The organism is Caldalkalibacillus uzonensis (genome assembly GCF_030814135.1).
Lineage (GTDB): Bacteria > Bacillota > Bacilli > Caldalkalibacillales > Caldalkalibacillaceae > Caldalkalibacillus > Caldalkalibacillus uzonensis.
In genome coordinates this window covers 410,328-427,168 of record NZ_JAUSUQ010000001.1, presented here as the reverse complement: position 1 = coordinate 427,168, position 16,841 = coordinate 410,328, and the positions used below count along the sequence as shown (strand labels likewise).

Annotated in this window: 17 protein-coding genes; all 17 read left to right on the top strand. The window is 48.9% G+C overall.

Features of this window, described 5'->3' with window-relative positions:
- The first annotated feature begins 223 nt into the window (after positions 1 to 223).
- The gene (gene trpE / locus J2S00_RS02155) at positions 224 to 1,804 is read left to right on the top strand and encodes an anthranilate synthase component I (protein WP_307334920.1); all 1,581 of its coding nucleotides are present in this window, start codon (positions 224 to 226) and stop codon (positions 1,802 to 1,804) included.
- Entirely contained in the window at positions 1,797 to 2,825 is a 1,029-nt protein-coding gene (trpD, locus tag J2S00_RS02150) for an anthranilate phosphoribosyltransferase (protein WP_307334918.1), read from the top strand. Before trpE ends, trpD begins: the two co-directional genes overlap by 8 nt.
- A complete protein-coding gene (gene trpC / locus J2S00_RS02145; RefSeq protein WP_307334915.1) occupies positions 2,818 to 3,597 on the top strand; it encodes an indole-3-glycerol phosphate synthase TrpC in 780 nt (259 codons plus the stop codon). Before trpD ends, trpC begins: the two co-directional genes overlap by 8 nt.
- Positions 3,584 to 4,300: a phosphoribosylanthranilate isomerase gene (locus J2S00_RS02140; RefSeq protein ID WP_307334914.1), complete on the top strand. Its 717-nt coding sequence runs from the start codon at positions 3,584 to 3,586 to the stop codon at positions 4,298 to 4,300. The genes trpC and J2S00_RS02140 overlap by 14 nt, the downstream gene beginning before the upstream one ends.
- Positions 4,284 to 5,504, top strand: a complete 1,221-nt coding sequence (gene trpB / locus J2S00_RS02135; protein ID WP_307334912.1) for a tryptophan synthase subunit beta — start codon at positions 4,284 to 4,286, stop codon at positions 5,502 to 5,504. Before J2S00_RS02140 ends, trpB begins: the two co-directional genes overlap by 17 nt.
- On the top strand, positions 5,504 to 6,388 hold the full coding sequence (trpA, locus tag J2S00_RS02130; protein ID WP_307334910.1) for a tryptophan synthase subunit alpha: 885 nt from the start codon (positions 5,504 to 5,506) through the stop codon (positions 6,386 to 6,388). Before trpB ends, trpA begins: the two co-directional genes overlap by 1 nt.
- Before the next feature lie 63 nt (positions 6,389 to 6,451).
- On the top strand, positions 6,452 to 7,543 hold the full coding sequence (hisC, locus tag J2S00_RS02125) for a histidinol-phosphate transaminase (protein ID WP_307334909.1): 1,092 nt from the start codon (positions 6,452 to 6,454) through the stop codon (positions 7,541 to 7,543).
- On the top strand, positions 7,540 to 8,649 hold the full coding sequence (locus tag J2S00_RS02120) for a prephenate dehydrogenase (RefSeq protein WP_307334907.1): 1,110 nt from the start codon (positions 7,540 to 7,542) through the stop codon (positions 8,647 to 8,649). The genes hisC and J2S00_RS02120 overlap by 4 nt, the downstream gene beginning before the upstream one ends.
- Before the next feature lie 58 nt (positions 8,650 to 8,707).
- Positions 8,708 to 10,054 carry a 3-phosphoshikimate 1-carboxyvinyltransferase gene (gene aroA, locus J2S00_RS02115; protein ID WP_370875811.1) on the top strand — a complete coding sequence of 449 codons (1,347 nt, stop codon included), beginning with the start codon at positions 8,708 to 8,710 and terminating at the stop codon, positions 10,052 to 10,054.
- Positions 10,055 to 10,256: 202 nt separating this feature from the next.
- The gene (locus J2S00_RS02110) at positions 10,257 to 11,516 is read left to right on the top strand and encodes a tetratricopeptide repeat protein (protein WP_307334903.1); all 1,260 of its coding nucleotides are present in this window, start codon (positions 10,257 to 10,259) and stop codon (positions 11,514 to 11,516) included.
- A gap of 117 nt (positions 11,517 to 11,633) precedes the next feature.
- Complete coding sequence (locus tag J2S00_RS02105) at positions 11,634 to 12,707, top strand: hypothetical protein (protein WP_307334901.1); 1,074 nt, start codon at positions 11,634 to 11,636, stop codon at positions 12,705 to 12,707.
- A gap of 85 nt (positions 12,708 to 12,792) precedes the next feature.
- Entirely contained in the window at positions 12,793 to 13,347 is a 555-nt protein-coding gene (locus J2S00_RS02100) for a ReoY family proteolytic degradation factor (protein WP_307334900.1), read from the top strand.
- Positions 13,348 to 13,425: 78 nt separating this feature from the next.
- Entirely contained in the window at positions 13,426 to 13,881 is a 456-nt protein-coding gene (locus J2S00_RS02095) for a DUF2487 family protein (RefSeq protein ID WP_307334899.1), read from the top strand.
- Positions 13,882 to 14,034: 153 nt separating this feature from the next.
- Complete coding sequence (locus tag J2S00_RS02090) at positions 14,035 to 14,553, top strand: QcrA and Rieske domain-containing protein (protein ID WP_307334898.1); 519 nt, start codon at positions 14,035 to 14,037, stop codon at positions 14,551 to 14,553.
- Between the two features lie 3 nt (positions 14,554 to 14,556).
- Entirely contained in the window at positions 14,557 to 15,228 is a 672-nt protein-coding gene (qcrB, locus tag J2S00_RS02085; protein ID WP_007505605.1) for a menaquinol-cytochrome c reductase cytochrome b subunit, read from the top strand.
- Between the two features lie 33 nt (positions 15,229 to 15,261).
- Complete coding sequence (locus J2S00_RS02080; RefSeq protein WP_307334895.1) at positions 15,262 to 16,056, top strand: menaquinol-cytochrome c reductase cytochrome b/c subunit; 795 nt, start codon at positions 15,262 to 15,264, stop codon at positions 16,054 to 16,056.
- Positions 16,057 to 16,172: 116 nt separating this feature from the next.
- Positions 16,173 to 16,790, top strand: coding sequence for a DUF1405 domain-containing protein (locus tag J2S00_RS02075; protein ID WP_503128581.1), 618 nt, complete (start codon positions 16,173 to 16,175; stop codon positions 16,788 to 16,790).
- Positions 16,791 to 16,841 lie beyond the last annotated feature (51 nt).

Here is a 16,841-nt window from a genome sequence, read left to right as displayed (position 1 = left end):
GATAAATGGCAATTAGTGATAGCATTTTTTGTGTATGATCGTGATAGCTATATAACGGCACGAGTGAGTTAAGAGTTGAGCTGAGTTGAGCAAGAGGAAGTTAAGTGGAGAAGAGCCTGAGTGGAGATGTGTGCGCAATTCCCCCACAGGGCTGTTCCAGCCCTGTTTTTATTTTTCCTCCCCACTTAATTCCTCTTCAAGTCCACTTGAAGGGGTTGATCCTATGGCCTATCCTTCCTTATCTGAAGTGCTCTCTTTACGCCAGGAGTACACTCTGATTCCCATTGCTGAAAGCATTTGGTCTGACAATTTTACACCCACCCGTCTTTTTCAACATGTTAAAGGTCCTTATTCATTTTTGCTGGAAAGCGTAGAAGGCGGGGCCATGTGGGCCAGATATTCATTTATCGGTCATGATCCGTTTCTGGTGTTCAGGGTTAAGAGCGGGCAGGCCTATCTTGAATACTTTGAGCAAGAGCAAACAACTGACGGTGACAGGGAGAGGCGGGCCAAGCGTCCGGTGCGGACAGAGAAATTGCCCGGCGATCCACTGCTCCATCTGCAACAACTCTTGTCACGCTACAGAGCACCAGCCAGCTTGGATTTACCCCGCTTAAGCGGCGGGGCCATCGGTTACGTTGCTTATGACGCTGTTTCGTTGTTGGAAAAGGTACCGCCCCACCAGCAACCGGTGCTGGATCAGGATGAGATCCGCCTCCTGTTTTGTGATGAAATGATTGCTTTTGATCATCTTAAACAGGAAGTCACGGTTATGGGTCACTTGCAGCTGGCAGCAGATATGGACGAACAAACCGTCCGCCAAAAATATGAGCAAAAAGTGAATCAGCTGCGCCAAAAAATTGAGCGGCTGTGTGTATTGATGAACCGTGATGAGCCTCAAGCTTTCAGGTTGCCAGAGCGAAGGCCGGATGTGGATTGGGACCGCGTCAGCTCCAACTTCAGTAAAACAGCTTTTACCAGAGCTGTTGAAAAAATAAAAAGTTACATCACAGCAGGGGATATTTTCCAAGCAGTGCTTTCCCAGCGTTTCACCGTAGAGACCAGTGTAGAGCCGTTTGATATTTACCGGGTGCTGCGCATGGTTAACCCATCACCTTATCTCTACTACTTGGATTTGGGTGACGGTGTGCAGGTGGTGGGCAGTTCCCCGGAACGCCTGGTTCAAGTGGAAAATGGGAAAATTTTAGTCAATCCCATTGCAGGAACGCGCCGGCGGGGACGTACGCCAGAGGAGGATCAAGCTCTGGCCGAGGAACTGTTGGCTGATGAAAAAGAGCGGGCCGAGCATCATATGCTCCTTGATCTGGGGCGTAATGATGTCGGGCGGGTGGCCCGCTACGGCACGGTTACCGTGCCCAAGAAAATGGTCATTGAGCGCTTTTCCCATGTCATGCATATTGTTTCCACTGTTGAGGGACAAGTGAAGCCGGAGTGTCATCTGGTTGACTGTCTGGCCGCCTGCTTCCCGGCAGGCACCGTGACGGGGGCACCGAAAGTCAGGGCAATGCAAATTATTGCTGAGCTGGAAAAGGAAGTACGGCACGGCTATTCCGGGGCGATCGGCTACTTTTCTTTCACCGGCAACATGGATGCCTGTATCAGCATCCGCACCATTTTTATGCAAGAGGGGAAGGCCTTCATCCAGGCCGGGGCCGGTGTGGTGGCTGACTCGGTACCGGAACTGGAATGGAAAGAGACCCGCAACAAGGCAAGGGCTCTATTGGTGGCAATTCAATTGGCCGAGCAGATATTTCAAGGGGAGGGGCATATTGTTCATGCTTAAAGAAATCTTGAAAAAATTAATGGACCGTCAAAGTTTAACAGAACAGGAAAGCTATCAGGTGATGCAAGAAATCTTAAGTGGCAGGGCCACAGATGCCCAAATCAGCAGCTTGATCTCTATTTTGACCTTCCGCGGGGTGGAAGTAGAGGAGCTGACAGGGATGGCCCGGGCCATGCGGGAGCGGGCCACACCGGTCCGCCTGGCGGTCAACCGTCCTGTCGTTGACACCTGCGGCACGGGCGGAGATGGAGCCAAAACATTTAACATTTCCACAGCCAGTGCCATTGTGACTGCCAGCGGGGAGGTCCCAGTGGCCAAGCACGGCAACAGGGCCGCCTCCAGTTTGAGCGGAAGTGCTGACGTGCTGGAAGTGCTGGGGCTGCCTGTGGAAATGACGCCAGCTGCCATCAGCAAAGCTCTGGAGCGGTTCAACATGTGCTTTATGTTTGCTCCCATCTATCACCAGGCGATGAAATATGCGGCTGGTCCGCGGAAGGAGATCGGCTTCCGCTCTGTGTTTAATCTCTTAGGGCCTTTGACCAATCCTGCCTTGACCAAGCATCAGGTGATCGGCCTGTTTGATGACGGGTATAGTGAAAAAGTGGCCCGCACCCTCCAGCGGCTGGGTGCTGAGCACGTTTTAATCGTTGCCGGTGAAGACGGCCTGGATGAATTGTCTGTTTGTGCGGCTACCAGGGTGACGGAACTGAAAGACGGCCGGATTAACCGCTTTACAGTGACACCGGAAGAGACAGGGCTTCGCCGCCATCCGTTAAGGGCCATTCAAGTGGAGACGCCCCAAGAGAGCGCAAAACTGATTGTAGATGTGTTGAGTGGCAAAAACAAAGGAGCGGCCTATGATATTGTCTGCTTCAATGCCGGGGCGGCGCTGTATGTGGGACAGAAAGCTCCGACGCTGGCCCAGGGTGTTGAACTGGCCAAGACCTTGATTGATTCAGGCCAGGCTTACAGGCATTATCAATTGATGAAAGAAAACAAAGAGGCGATTCGTTATGCTTAACGCAATTTTGGATTCCAAACGGGATGAAATTAAGCAGCTGTCTGCCAAGAGAGCAAATTGGCTGTCCAGCAATGAGCAAAGGGATATTCCCCGCTACCCCTTCTTGGAGGCACTGCGTGCTCCCCGCCGTTCCTCAGCTTTAATTGCCGAGGTTAAAAAGGCATCTCCTTCTAAAGGGGTCATCCGTCCCGATTTTCATCCGGTGGAGATTGCCCGTGCCTATCAAGCAGCTGGTGCGGATGCCCTGTCTGTATTGACAGACGTGACTTATTTTCAAGGCCATCCGGATTATATCAGACAAATTAAAGAGCAGGTTTGTTTACCTGTGTTGCGCAAAGACTTTATTATCGATCCGCTGCAGATAGCTGAAAGTGTGGCATTGGGGGCGGATGCCATTTTGCTGATTGCCAAAGCTTTGCCCATCTCCTCACTGGTCCAACTTTACCGGGAAGCAGAAGCAGCAGGATTGGAGTGTTTGATTGAGGTGGCTTCCACAGAAGAGCTGGAAGAAGTGCTGGAACATTTGCATCCGCCTTTGATCGGCATAAATAACCGGGATCTCTCCACTTTTACTACTGATCCGGAGCGGACCAAAAGTCTGTTGCCCTATATACCTGAGGATATACTGGTGATCAGCGAGAGTGGCATTAATTCCCCTCAGGTTGTTAAAGATTTGGAAGCGCACGGGGTTAGCGGATTTCTTGTCGGTGAACATTTTATGCGCCAGGATGACATAGAAAGCGCGGTGCGGAAACTGTATGGTGAAGCTTAAAATTTGCGGTAATCATCATGCTCAAGATATACAGGCGGTAGCACCATTTGCGGGAGAGATTGACTACCTGGGCTTCATTTTTACCACACACAGCAAACGCTATGTCCCACCCGAGAGGGTCAGGGGATGGCTGGAACAAGATCCCCGTCTTTTGCCCAAGGCGGTGGCTGTTTTTCTGGACCAGCCACTGACAGAGGTCTGCCAGGTGCTTGAGATGACAGGGATTGGTCAGGTGCAGCTTCACGGCACAGAACAGGCAGCCTATTGCCAGCAATTGCGCCAGCGTTTGCCCCACTTGTTAATTTGGAAAGTGATCCCTGTACCAAATCAAGGAAATGAAAGCATCACTGGCGAAAGGCTTGTTCAACTCGAGAGACAGATCAATACCTATCTTGATCTGGTTGATGTGGTGCTGCTGGATACCAAAGTACAGGGGCAGGCAGGAGGAACTGGCCAAACATTTGACTGGCGCCTCGTCCCCCACGTCGCTCTTCAGGTACAGCGCTGGAACGAAACCGGGGGCCGCCAGGTGAAACTGTTTGTGGCCGGTGGTCTGACGGCAGACAATATAGGGCTACTGTTGGCCATGGATAGTATTGATGGTATTGATCTGGCCAGCGGGGCGGAAACAGAGGGAAGAAAAGATATGCGTAAAATAGAAGCTGTCATAAATGAGGTGAAACAGTATGCCAAAAATCGATGAGCAAAGCTCAACCTACCCGGACGCTTACGGCCGCTTCGGTTCGTTCGGGGGAAAATATGTGCCGGAGACATTGATGAGCGCCTTGGAGGAGCTGACCGGGGCGTATGAAGAAGCGAAGCAAGACCCGCAGTTTAAAGAGGCCTACCGTGAGCTTCTGCATCAGTATTCCGGCCGTTCTACCCCGCTCTACTTTGCTGAGCGGTTAAGCGAAAGCTGGGGCGGTGGAGCTAAGATCTATTTAAAACGGGAAGATTTGAATCATACTGGTGCTCATAAAATTAACAATGCCATAGGGCAGGCACTCTTGGCCAAACGGATGGGCAAAAAGCATTTGATTGCTGAAACCGGTGCCGGTCAGCATGGCGTTGCCTCGGCCACTGTGGCTGCCCGTTTCGGTCTGTCCTGCACAGTATTTATGGGGGAAGAAGATGTGCGCCGCCAGGCCCTCAATGTGTTTCGCATGCAACTTTTGGGCGCTGAAGTGGTCCCTGTTACCTCCGGCTCCCGTACGTTAAAAGATGCGGCTAATGAAGCGATCCGTTACTGGGTCAGCCATGTGGACACTTGTTACTACCTGATCGGATCGGTGATCGGGCCCCACCCTTATCCCCACATGGTGCGCGATTTTCAGCGAGTAATCGGTGACGAGACTAAGGAACAGGTACAGGATCAGCTTGGTCGCCTTCCCGATACCGTGATTGCCTGTGTGGGTGGGGGGAGCAATGCCATGGGCATGTTTTATCCCTTCCTTGAGGATAGCAGTGTCCAATTGGTGGGTGTGGAAGCGGCAGGGAAGGGAATAGACAGCGGCGCCCATGCAGCCACTTTAACTAAGGGGCGTCCTGGGGTGATCCATGGGGCGATGACTTACTTGCTTCAAGATGAGGAAGGACAAGTACTGGAAGCTCATTCCATTTCAGCTGGCTTAGACTATCCTGGTGTAGGACCGGAACACGCGTATCTAAAGGACAGCGGACGGGTCACCTACTGTACGGCGACAGACGCAGAAGCACTGGACGCTTTACAAGATCTTTGCCGTCTGGAGGGAATTTTGCCCGCTCTGGAAAGCGCCCACGCCTTGGCCGAGGCCAAGAAGAGAGCCAGGGAGGCCAGTGCAGGAGAAGTAATTGTCGTCTGCCTGTCGGGGCGCGGAGATAAAGATGTGCACACCATCCGGGAGTACTTGACAAAGGAGAGGGAATGATGAGGAACGAGCAACAAGTTCTAAGCGAGGAGGAGCATTTATCGGTGACATTTACTGCGGATGGCCAGGAGCAACTAGCTGCTGCGTTCGGGGAACGGAGGCAAGCAGGACAGCCTGCTTTTATTCCTTTTATCACCGCCGGTTATCCAACGGCTGACGCTTCAGTTGACATTGCCTTAACACTGCAAGAGGCAGGGGCTCATGTGCTGGAGGTGGGCTTTCCCTATTCCGATCCCCTGGCTGATGGACCCATGATCCAATATTCCAGCCAGGAAGCGATAAAAAAAGGGATGACACTGACGAAAGGCTTCGACCTTATTCAGACCATGCGGCAGCGGGGCGTGCACATTCCCATCATTATATTTTGTTATGTCAACCCGCTGTTTCAAGTTGGCCTTGACCGTTTTGCAGAGCGGGCACAGCAGGCTGGGGCCAGCGGGGTTTTGATTCCCGACTTGCCTTATGAGGAAGCAGGCCCGGTTAAGGAAGCATTGAACAGGAAAGGGTTGCCCCTTATTTCACTGGTGGCTCCCACGTCACGGGAGAGGATCAAACAGATTGTGAGAGAGGCCCAAGGATTTGTCTACTGTATCTCTTCCTTGGGTGTCACCGGTGTGAGAGACACCTTGCCACCCGAGTTAGATTATTTTATTTCGGAAGTAAAGCAATATGCCCGAGTTCCCGTTGCTGTTGGGTTTGGTATCTCCAAGGCAGAGCATGTGCGGCGTTTGGCAGGCAAAGTGGACGGGATGATTGTGGGCAGCGCCATTATCAAGCAATTGAGAGCAACAGAAGATCTGTTCACTGACCCGGCCCATAGAGAAAAAGGGCTTGACCAATTAAAAAATTTTGTCAAAACGCTATGTTTGCAGCACGATTCATAGTATGATAATGGTTAAATAATTTTATTTTAAAAAATCATTCTTTTAGGAGTGGTGAGGTGTTCGATGAAACCAAAAGAGCAGATTATCGGTCTCTCCCCTTATCATCCGGGAAAACCGATAGAGGAAGTAAAAAGAGAATTTAAGTTGACAGAAGTCATCAAACTTGCCTCCAATGAAAATCCTTTTGGACCGACTCCTAAGGTGAAGCAGGCTATTCTGGAAGCAAGTGACAACCTGGCCTTGTATCCAGATGGAGCAGCGTTTGAATTGCGTCAGGCACTGGCCGAATATTATCGGGTCAATCCAGATCAATTGATTTTTGGCAATGGTTCGGATGAAATTGTGCAAATCATTTGCCGTACCTTTTTAACACCGGGAAGCAACGCTGTTATGGCTGAGCCCACATTCCCACGCTATAAAGCTAACGTGATTATTGAGGGGGCTCAGGCTGTTGAAGTGCCCTTAAAAGAAGGTGTTTATGACCTTGAAGCGATGGCAGCAGCGGTAAACGAACATACCCGACTGGTGTGGGTCTGCAATCCAAACAACCCGACAGGCACGCATATCAGTGAAGACGAATTGGTCAGTTTTTTAAGACAGGTTCCTGAAGACGTGCTGGTTGTGGTGGACGAAGCCTATTATGAATATGTCACCGCCGAAGACTATCCCGATACCACCCGACTTCTTAATCAATATCCCAATATCCTGATTTTGCGCACTTTCTCCAAAATTTACGGACTTGCCGCTTTGCGGATCGGATATGGGATAGCCCGTCCAGAAGTGGTTGATTGGTTAAACCGTGTCCGTGAACCGTTTAATACTTCCCGGGTGGCCCAAAAAGCGGCGCTAGCGGCTTTGGCTGATCAAGACTACCGGGCAGTATGCTTTGAAAAAAATAAGCAGGGAAAGGAGTATTTTTACCGGCAATTTGAGGTGTTAAATCTTGCTTTTTATCCGACTGAAGCCAATTTTATCATGGTTGACCTGGGCCGACCCGCCCAGCCTGTATTTGATGCTTTACTCCGCCAAGGTGTGATCGTGCGTTCCGGAGAGGTGCTGGGGATGCCGACATGTCTAAGGATCACAATCGGATCTCAGGAGCAAAACGAGAAAATTATCCACCTTCTTAGTCAGACGGTGCACAGCGTGTCATGAAGCGCATTGCCATTATTGGAATCGGCTTGATTGGAGGTTCGATTGCCCTCAGCATCAAGAAACATGATCCCAATGAGGTGTTCATACAGGCCTATGATCTGAAAGAATCACAGCTTCAGTTGGCTCGTGCCTTGGGTGTTATTGATCACGGGACCACGGATCTGGATAAGGCTGTTGCCGGGGCAGATGTGGTTTTCATTTGCACCCCAGTTCAGTCTGTGTGCCACTTGCTGGAGCCCATTTTGCTCTCTCCGGCATTAAAAGAAGATGCCATCGTAACCGACGTAGGCAGTACAAAAATGAAAATTGTGCAGCGGGCTCAAGAATTGTCAGCCCGGTCAAAGGGTGTATTTATCGGTGGGCACCCCATGGCGGGTTCCCATAAGTCCGGGGTGGAAGCAGCCACAGAACGCCTGTTTGAAAATGCCTATTATGTGTTAACCCCTTCGGAAGAGACGGAGGATGCCTACACACAACGCCTGAAAGCATTGCTTGCCTCCACCCGGGCCAAAGTGGTTGAAATGAAACCGGACGAGCATGACAGGGTAGTGGGCGCAATCAGTCATTTCCCCCATGTCATTGCTTCTGCCCTTGTGGAGCATGTGTATCAATATCAGCAAGAAAGTGAATGGTACTTACGGCTGGCTGCGGGTGGGTTCCGGGACATCACCCGTATTGCCTCCAGCAATCCCAAGATGTGGAGAGATATTGTTTTAAGCAATCATTCGTTTATTGTGCAGCAAATGAAGGACTGGCTCAAACAGATGGAACACGTCTTGGACATGATTGACTCGGGTGACGAAGAAAGAATTGAACACTTTTTCCGCCATGCCAAAGAAGTGCGTGACGGTCTGCCGGACACCAAACGGGGGGCAATCCCCAGCTTCTATGATCTTTATGTGGACATTCCCGACCATCCGGGTGTCATAGGGCAGGTGACAACATTGTTAGGGATCCATCAGATCTCCATCACCAATATTGCTATATTGGAAACACGGGAGGATATTATGGGTGTTCTCCGTTTAACGTTCCGGCATGAGTGTGATCTGGAAAAAGCAGAAAAAGTGCTGCGTGATGCAAACTTTCCGGTTTATCGCCGGGACTAGAGCGTAGTTAGACAAGCCTTTTTTTTGGATAACAGCTTTATCGTCAACAAAAGGGGGTATGTTTGTGCAACAGAAGAGCTCACGTTCCCCATGGTCAGAGGCCACTCATTTCCGCTTGGCGGAAGTGATGCCTCTTGACCGGCCGGTTGATGCCCGTCTAAGGGTGCCGGGTTCCAAAAGTTTTACCAACCGTGCGATTGTGATTGCTGCCTTGGCTAAGGGAGAGTCCGTCCTGTCGGGCATTTTGAAGAGCGATGATTCCTATTGGTGTTTGGATGCCTTACGCCGGTTGGGGGTGGCGGTCTCCGTGGAAGAGGATCAGGTACGTATCCAGGGTGTACAAGGGGACTGGCCAAACAAGGAAGCACAGCTGTTTATCGGGGCAGCCGGTACTATTGCCCGTTTTCTACCCGGTGCTTTGGCGGCAGGAAGGGGCGGCCGCTACGTGGTAGATGGCATTGAACAATTGCGCAAACGTCCTTTGCGGCCCTTGATTGATGCACTGGGGGATTTGGGAGCCAGGATTACTGTTCAAGGTGAATCGGGAGGCCTTCCCTTGATTATTGAAGGAACAGGCTTGACAGGTGGAGAGATTCGCATTGAAGGGCATGTGTCCAGTCAGTTTTTGAGCGGATTACTCCTGGCCAGCCCGATGGCAGCTGGATCGGTTCAGATTCAAGTGGAGAATGGTTTGGTTCAGCCTGCCTATGTGGGGATCACCGTTCAGTTAATGCGCCAGTTTGGAGCACATGTTGAACATGATGACCACTATCGGTCTTTTGTAGTAGAACCAGGCGGTTATACGGGACAAACAGCTGTGCTGGAGGCAGATGCGTCTACTGCTTGTTATTTTTTGGCAGCCGCCGCCTTAACACAGGGAACGGTGCGCATCACCAATGTGGGCTATTCCTCTTTTCAGCCTGATGCCAATTTTATCGATGTGCTGGAGCGTATGGGTTGTCAGTGTGAAAAGACACAGACCTATTTGCAGGTGACAGGCCCAGCCCAATTAAAAGGCGGTTTTACCGTTGATATGAAACCCATGTCAGATCAAGCCATTACCATCGCTGCGCTTGCTCCTTTTGCAGACGCACCTGTCAGGGTCACCAATGTCGCCCATATCCGCCATCATGAATCAGACCGCATTGCCGTAATTTGTACTGCCTTGCGCAAGACGGGCATACAGGTAGAGGAGCAGGAGGATGGGTTTACTGTGTATCCGGGAGAGCCCCATGGAGCGACACTGGATCCCCATGATGATCACCGGCAAGCGATGACATTTGCCCTGCTTGGCTTAAAAGTACCTGGCATAAAGATTGAAAATCCAGGTTGTGTGTCCAAAACCTGCCCGATGTTTTATGAAGAGCTGAAAAAATTAGGTGTTTCAGTTAAATTTTTTGAGTAAAGAGGCTTGACAAAAGGAGTGGAGAGGGTATAATAGTAATCACAGTATGGTTTCTCTCCACTCCTATCCATTGATAAATATTTTCTTTGCCGCATATTGAAAGCCCTTACACAGACTTCGATATGCGGTCTTTTTTTTGTTTGATTAACTATTTTCACATATACTTCTTATAGGTAAGTAAGAGCAGAAAGGATGAAAGGAAATGGATGTCATCTTAAAAAAGGCTGAAAGAGCCTTGCGTCAATTGGAGCAGGGAGATGTGGACCAAGGCTTAAATGCCATAAATGAGCTGTTAGATCATAGGGACATGACCGATGAATTACGTTTTGAGCTGGCCACAGCCCTCTATTCCCAGGGGTTTGTCAGTGAGGCCATTGCCATTTTACGGGATTTGTATACCCGCTATCCGGCCGAATCTGAACTGATGGTCACTCTGGCCGAATATTATGCTGAGGACGGGCAAGAGGATGAAGCCCTCTCCCATTTAAGAGAGGTGCCGGCAGAGGATGATAACTATTTACGGGCCGTACTTCTTTCTGCAGAAATCAGTTTAAGGCAAGGGCTGACTGAAGTGGCTGAACATAAAATCAGACAGGCGCAGAGCGTTTATCCGGAAGAAAAAGTATTGTACCAAGCATTAGGGGAAATCTATTATGAACAGGAAGAATATGCTTTGGCCCTACTCAACTTTCAAAAAGGTACGCACACGCCCTTGGCCAAATTGGCCGACTGTTATGCCCATCTCGGTCAGCTGGAAGAAGCCCTCACTCATTATGAACTGGCCTTAAAGCAGCACAGAACGCCAGATGTGCTGTTTGGAGCCGGGTTTGTTGCTTTCCGGCTGAAGGAGTGGGAAAGGGCGGTAAATTATTTCCGCGACCTGTTAGACATAGATCCCTATTACGCATCAGCATATGTTTACCTGGCCCAGTCCTACTTAAAACTGAATGATATTGGCCAGGCATTGGCGACGATTGAACAGGGACTACGGTATGATGAAACAAACCCCCAACTTTTTTACCTGCATGGAGAGGTCCTGCTCAAACAGAAAAAATATGAAGAGGCTGAAAACGCGCTGCGCTATGCCTTGGAGCTGGAACCTGGACATGCCCAAGTACTGGAAGCATTGATCCAGCTTAGTCAGGAAACAGGGGATCTCAGACAATGCCTGGCTTATCTCCGGCAGCTGCTTGACATCAGCCCCGAACGGCCGGACTTGTGGATTGAGCAGGGGCGGCTGTATGAGGAATTGGAAGAATGGCATGAAGCTCGGGATAGCTACCGGCAAGCGCTAACGCTTGTTCCTGATGACGTCAATGTATTGAACAGGCTGGCTTATTTGCTCCGGGACGAAGGCCAATTGACAGAAGCGGTTCGGTTGTGGAAGAAATCCTTAGTGCTTCAACCTGACCAGTGGGAGATCATGGACATGATAGAGCGTTATGAGCAAGATATGAAATAGTTGAAGGTGGAAGGAGGAGTATAATTTGCTCAGTGTGCTCTCATACTATCTTTAACACATCAACTAGAGACTCGATGTAGCAGAACATAGAGCAACAGGTATGTGAGGGTTGAGACGATGAAATTAATAGATTGTTTGCTCCAGCAGGATATTGGCCAATTAAACCGTCTGGCTTCATTTTACCGTTGTGAGTGTAACCGTCACTCAAAATTAGAATTGGTTCAGTCTATTCACTTTCAGCTGCTTAATAAACAGGCCTGCCAAGCAGCATTACAGGAACTGGGGGATAACCTCCTTCCCTTTGTGCAATTTCTCATCTTTCAGCCTAAGCGGACGTATTCTATTGAAGAACTCATGGCCAAAGGCCGCTTTGTTCAATCTGTTACCGGGATCGAAGCTGAACCTGAGCAATGGTTGACCCAGCTTATTAAACGGGGCTGGCTGTTTATCATTCCAGATCCCTGCCACAAGCAAATCGAAATCCCGCTTGATATCCATCACCTGTTGCGTCAAGTGCTGAAAAACCGGTTTCTTCATCTGGTTCAGCCTGTGCCAGATGAAGAACTACAGGAGCAAGACCAGTTTAAGTTACGAGACGAGCGGCAGGCAATTGTTGGAGACCTGTTCTGTTTTCTGCGTTTTGTGGCGGCTGACCCGGTTCCTTTAACCAAAACAGGTGTGATTCACAGACGCTTCCAACAACGGTTGCTCAACTCTTTTGCCGTACCCGAGGATCCACTGGGCAAACAGCGCTGGCGGTTTGGCTACGGCCGGCGCTTCCCCGCATACCCCAACCGTTTTGCTTTGATCTATGACTTTTGTTATGCCCAGGGATGGATTATGGAGGGGGAGCACTGTTTGTCCCTTACTCCGAAGGGAGAACACATTGTGGCTGCCCCGTCCAATCAGGCTCAGCTAATAGAGCAATTAACCCGCTATTGGCTCATCCTTTACCAGAAACCTATTCCTTCTCTCCCATTTCTGTTTGAACTGCTCACATCGGGTTTAAATGGTCAGTGGATAAGAGCAGACAAACTGGCCAGCCTCCTTTCACCGTGGCTTAAAGCTTATTATTTTGACGATGTGAGCACACTGATCCAGGAGCGCATACTGGGCATGATGTCTCACCTGGGGCTGGTGATGTTGCTGGCAGATGAGTCAGCTGGTCGCTACTATGTGAAAATAAAGTGAAGATTTAAAAAAATTCCCGCTCTTCAGCAGGGAATTTTTTTGTGAAAGCGAATATGTATAGTATAAACAAGAAGGAGGGGTAGACATGAAGCCGTTGATCACCAATGCAGAAAAGAAACGTTTTTTGGAATGGTTTCTTCAAACCTATGAGCTGCAAAAGCGGGAAGGCGCTTGGCTGTTGACTTACATGATGTCTGACGACAAGCTGTTAGGGCGGGTTCGGTTTGTAGATGAAATTGATGTAACGGAACGTTCGATTATCATGTCTACCACGTGTTTAGACGGTGTCTCATTCCAATTTCAAAAAGGGAAGTTGTTAACAACCGATGTTGAAAAAGCGTTTCATGACTTGAGGCAACATCCTCATCAAACCATACAAATCAAATTAAACTTTAAAGCGGCCAAAACTTCTCCTGAGTATGCCGCGGTGAGGGAGGACGGTCTGATGAAAAAACAAAAACTTCCCTCTAATGGATTGTATGCCCTGTTTGCGGAGATGATATTGGACGAAGCCATGTATCAATATAAAAAGCAGCAATTGTATAGGCAAATAGATGAAGCTTTGGACCAGCAAGATAAGAACCGTTTTTTACAATTAAGTGAACAATGGATGAAATTAGTTAGTGAGCATGAAGAATAGTGTAGAATAGAGTATAATTGAAAGATAAGTTGCCCGGTCACCTGATCGGGTCTTATTTATTGCACAGGTGGTGAAAGTATGAAATGGGATCGTTTAACCATTGATGACTATATTGAAAACAAGGCCTATATCGATACGGCCCTGGTCCCTCTTTTTAAGGTCAAGCTTGGGCCAAGCACCCGGGAAAGTGCCTTACAGGCAACCTGGCTTTCGGGAGTGATCAATCATATTGAAGAGCAGCTGGCAGGACGGGTTCTGCTGCTTCCTCCGGTGACCTATGCGGAATCCCATCAAGAAGAGGAGCTTGTGACTTATTTAAACCGCTATACGGATGATGTGTTGCAAAACGGTTTTCAACATCAAGTGTATATTACAGTTGATGACATGTGGAAGAAGAAGAGCGAGATGCTTACTGCCAGTTTGTTATATATTGATCTGCACGAAGTGGATGTTGAGGACCAATCTAGCCAGACTTTGTTCAACTGTGCGCAAAAATATGTGCCCAAGCTCATTAGTTTATGGAAAAGAGGGTAAAATGTGAATGTATGCCGAACAATGGTTGGAAATGGCCGAAATTGATAATTCTTGACGTGATTTTCCGCATGAGCTATCATGATTATGTCCTAGTCTATTGTTTGTTATCGGCTTCATTGAATGGTCAGTCTATGTGTGTAGGGAGGTTAAAGGATGAGTGACAAAGAGAAACAGCAGGTGTCCAGACGGCAGTTCCTTAATTACACTTTAATGGGCGTCGGCGGTTTCCTCGTCTCAGCGACGGTGGCTCCGATGATCCGCTTTGCCATAGACCCTGTTTTAAAAGTCGGTGCGGAGCAGGAGATGGTTCCTGTTGGCGACATCTCCGAATTCGGCAAAGAGTACAAACGGGTCGATTTTAAATTATTGATCAAGGACGGTTGGACAGAGTATGAAAGATTGTACTCCGCCTGGGTCAGAGTGTTGGACAACGGTGAAGTGCAAGCCTTGTCTCCCGTCTGTAAGCACTTAGGGTGCACTGTGCAGTGGGACACCAACGACGATTATCCCAATCATTTCTTCTGCCCGTGTCATAACGGACTATACGATGAAAACGGCATTAACATTCCCGGTACGCCGCCTATTGCCCCACTTGATGTTTATCAATATGAAGTGGGTGAAGACGGCAAACTGTATTTAGGCCGAGCAGTGCCACGAGAGGAGTTGGGATAAGCCATGCTGCAAAAGTTATATGATTGGGTTGATGAACGGGTTGATATTACCCCGATGTGGCGGGACTTGGCCGACCATGAGGTCCCCGAACATGTGAACCCGGCACATCACTTCTCGGCGTTTATTTACTGTTTCGGTGGCTTAACCTTTTTCATCACCGTGATCCAAATTTTATCCGGGATGTTTCTCACCATGTACTATGTTCCGGATATTGTTAATGCATATGAATCAGTTAAATATCTGCAAAATGAAGTGGCTTACGGGCAGATTGTGCGCGGCATGCACCACTGGGGTGCCAGTGTGGTTATTGTCATGATGTTCCTACATACACTGCGCGTCTTCTTTACCGGCTCATATAAAAAGCCCCGCGAGTTGAACTGGGTTGTAGGTGTGATGATCTTTGGGGTGATGCTGGGTCTTGGCTTTACCGGCTATTTGCTGCCCTGGGATATGAAAGCGTACTTTGCCACTGCGGTTGGGATTGAAATTGCCTCAAGTGTGCCGCTTATTGGGGGAATGATTGAAACATTCCTGGCTGGCGGTGATGTGTTGGGTGCCCAGACATTGGCACGTTTCTTTGCCATTCATGTCTTTTTCCTGCCTGCCGCATTGCTGGCCTTGATGGGGATCCACTTTATCCTGATTCGCAGACAGGGAATCTCTGGACCACTATAAAATGGAGTTCTCTCCAACTGAGGGGGGTAAAACATGGCAAGTAATCATGACAATCACCATAAAGAGGTTAAATATGTGGAAGATTCACGTATCCTGGCCCGGCGTGTACCAAACATTCCCAAAGACTATTCGGAGTTTCCGGGCAAGACTGAGCCCTTCTGGCCTAACTTTCTTTTAAAAGAGTGGATGGTTGGGGCCGTTGTTTTGATCGGATTTCTTGTGTTGACGGTTGCCCATGAACCGCCATTGGAACGTCTCGCTGACCCGACCGATACCGGTTATTCCCCGGTGCCAGACTGGTACTTCTTATTTCTCTTTCAGCTCTTAAAATACAGCTTTGCTTCTGGTCCCTACACCGTGATCGGAACCGTTGTGATACCTGGTTTGGCCTTCACAGCTTTGCTGTTGGCTCCATGGCTGGACCGCAGCAAGGAACGGCGACCGATTAAGCGGCCTATTGCTTCTGGGATCATGCTACTTGTTATCGTATCGCTGTTTGTCTTAACTTATGATGCGTATAAAGGGCATGACTGGTCCCAAAACGAAGTGTACGCTTGGGACAGCCCATATTTTGATGTGGAGATCGATACCACCCATCCGTCCTATGAGTTATATGCCCAATATACATGTATCAACTGTCACGGTGAAAATCTGGAAGGTGGAGCAGTTGGTGTTCCGTTAAACCTGGTTGGGGCTGAGCTTTCAGAAGATCAAATTAGAAATGTAATTATTAACGGACAGGGTGCTATGCCAAGTGGTCTTGTTGACGATGAAGAAGATTTGCAGGCACTTGCTGAATGGCTTGCTTCACTGGATGGTGAAGAATAATGTACTGAAGCAAAAAGCTGGCTGTTTAGGTCAGCTTTTTGCCTTTTACAATGAAAATGAGCTTAACAAACACAATAAGATATTTAAAAAGGGGCGCATAGTGTGTGAATGCGGTCATGTTGTGGTTTAAATGGCTGACAAAGTGGCTGGGTCAAAGATCAGGCTTATGGACGTTACTGGTCATCAATACACTGGGAACGATATACGGCTATTACTGGTACAAAAACCAGCTGGCAGCAACTGAGTGGTACTTATTACCCTTTGTTCCGGATAGCCCGACGGCCAGTTTATTTTTCTGCTTTGTACTGGTGGCTTTTTTAATGGGCAGACAGTGGCGGTTCGTGGAAGCTTTTGCAGCAGTCACTCTCTTCAAATATGGGGTCTGGGCTACGGTGATGATTGTTTGGACAGGTTTGCTCGGTGGGGAATTGACCTGGCAGCATTATATGCTCATTTTTTCCCACATTGGGATGGCCGTTCAAGCTTTGTTGTACATCCCTTATTTCAGCTTCAAGCTGCACCATCTGCTACTGGTTGCCACATGGACCCTAACTAATGATGTGTTAGATTATACGCTGGGTATTTTTCCGTGGTTGAATTACCGGCTACATCCCTTTTTGCCCCAAATTTATACCTTCACCGTCTGTTTAAGTTTGGTCGGACTCCTGATTTTTTATCTGTCGGTGGTTTGCAGGGGGAAAAGGGTCGCCCGCCACGTCCCCAAACGTCATTAAGCATCGCTGGGCGTCTGACAAGTGATCCCCTAGACAAAAAAATGGTCTAAA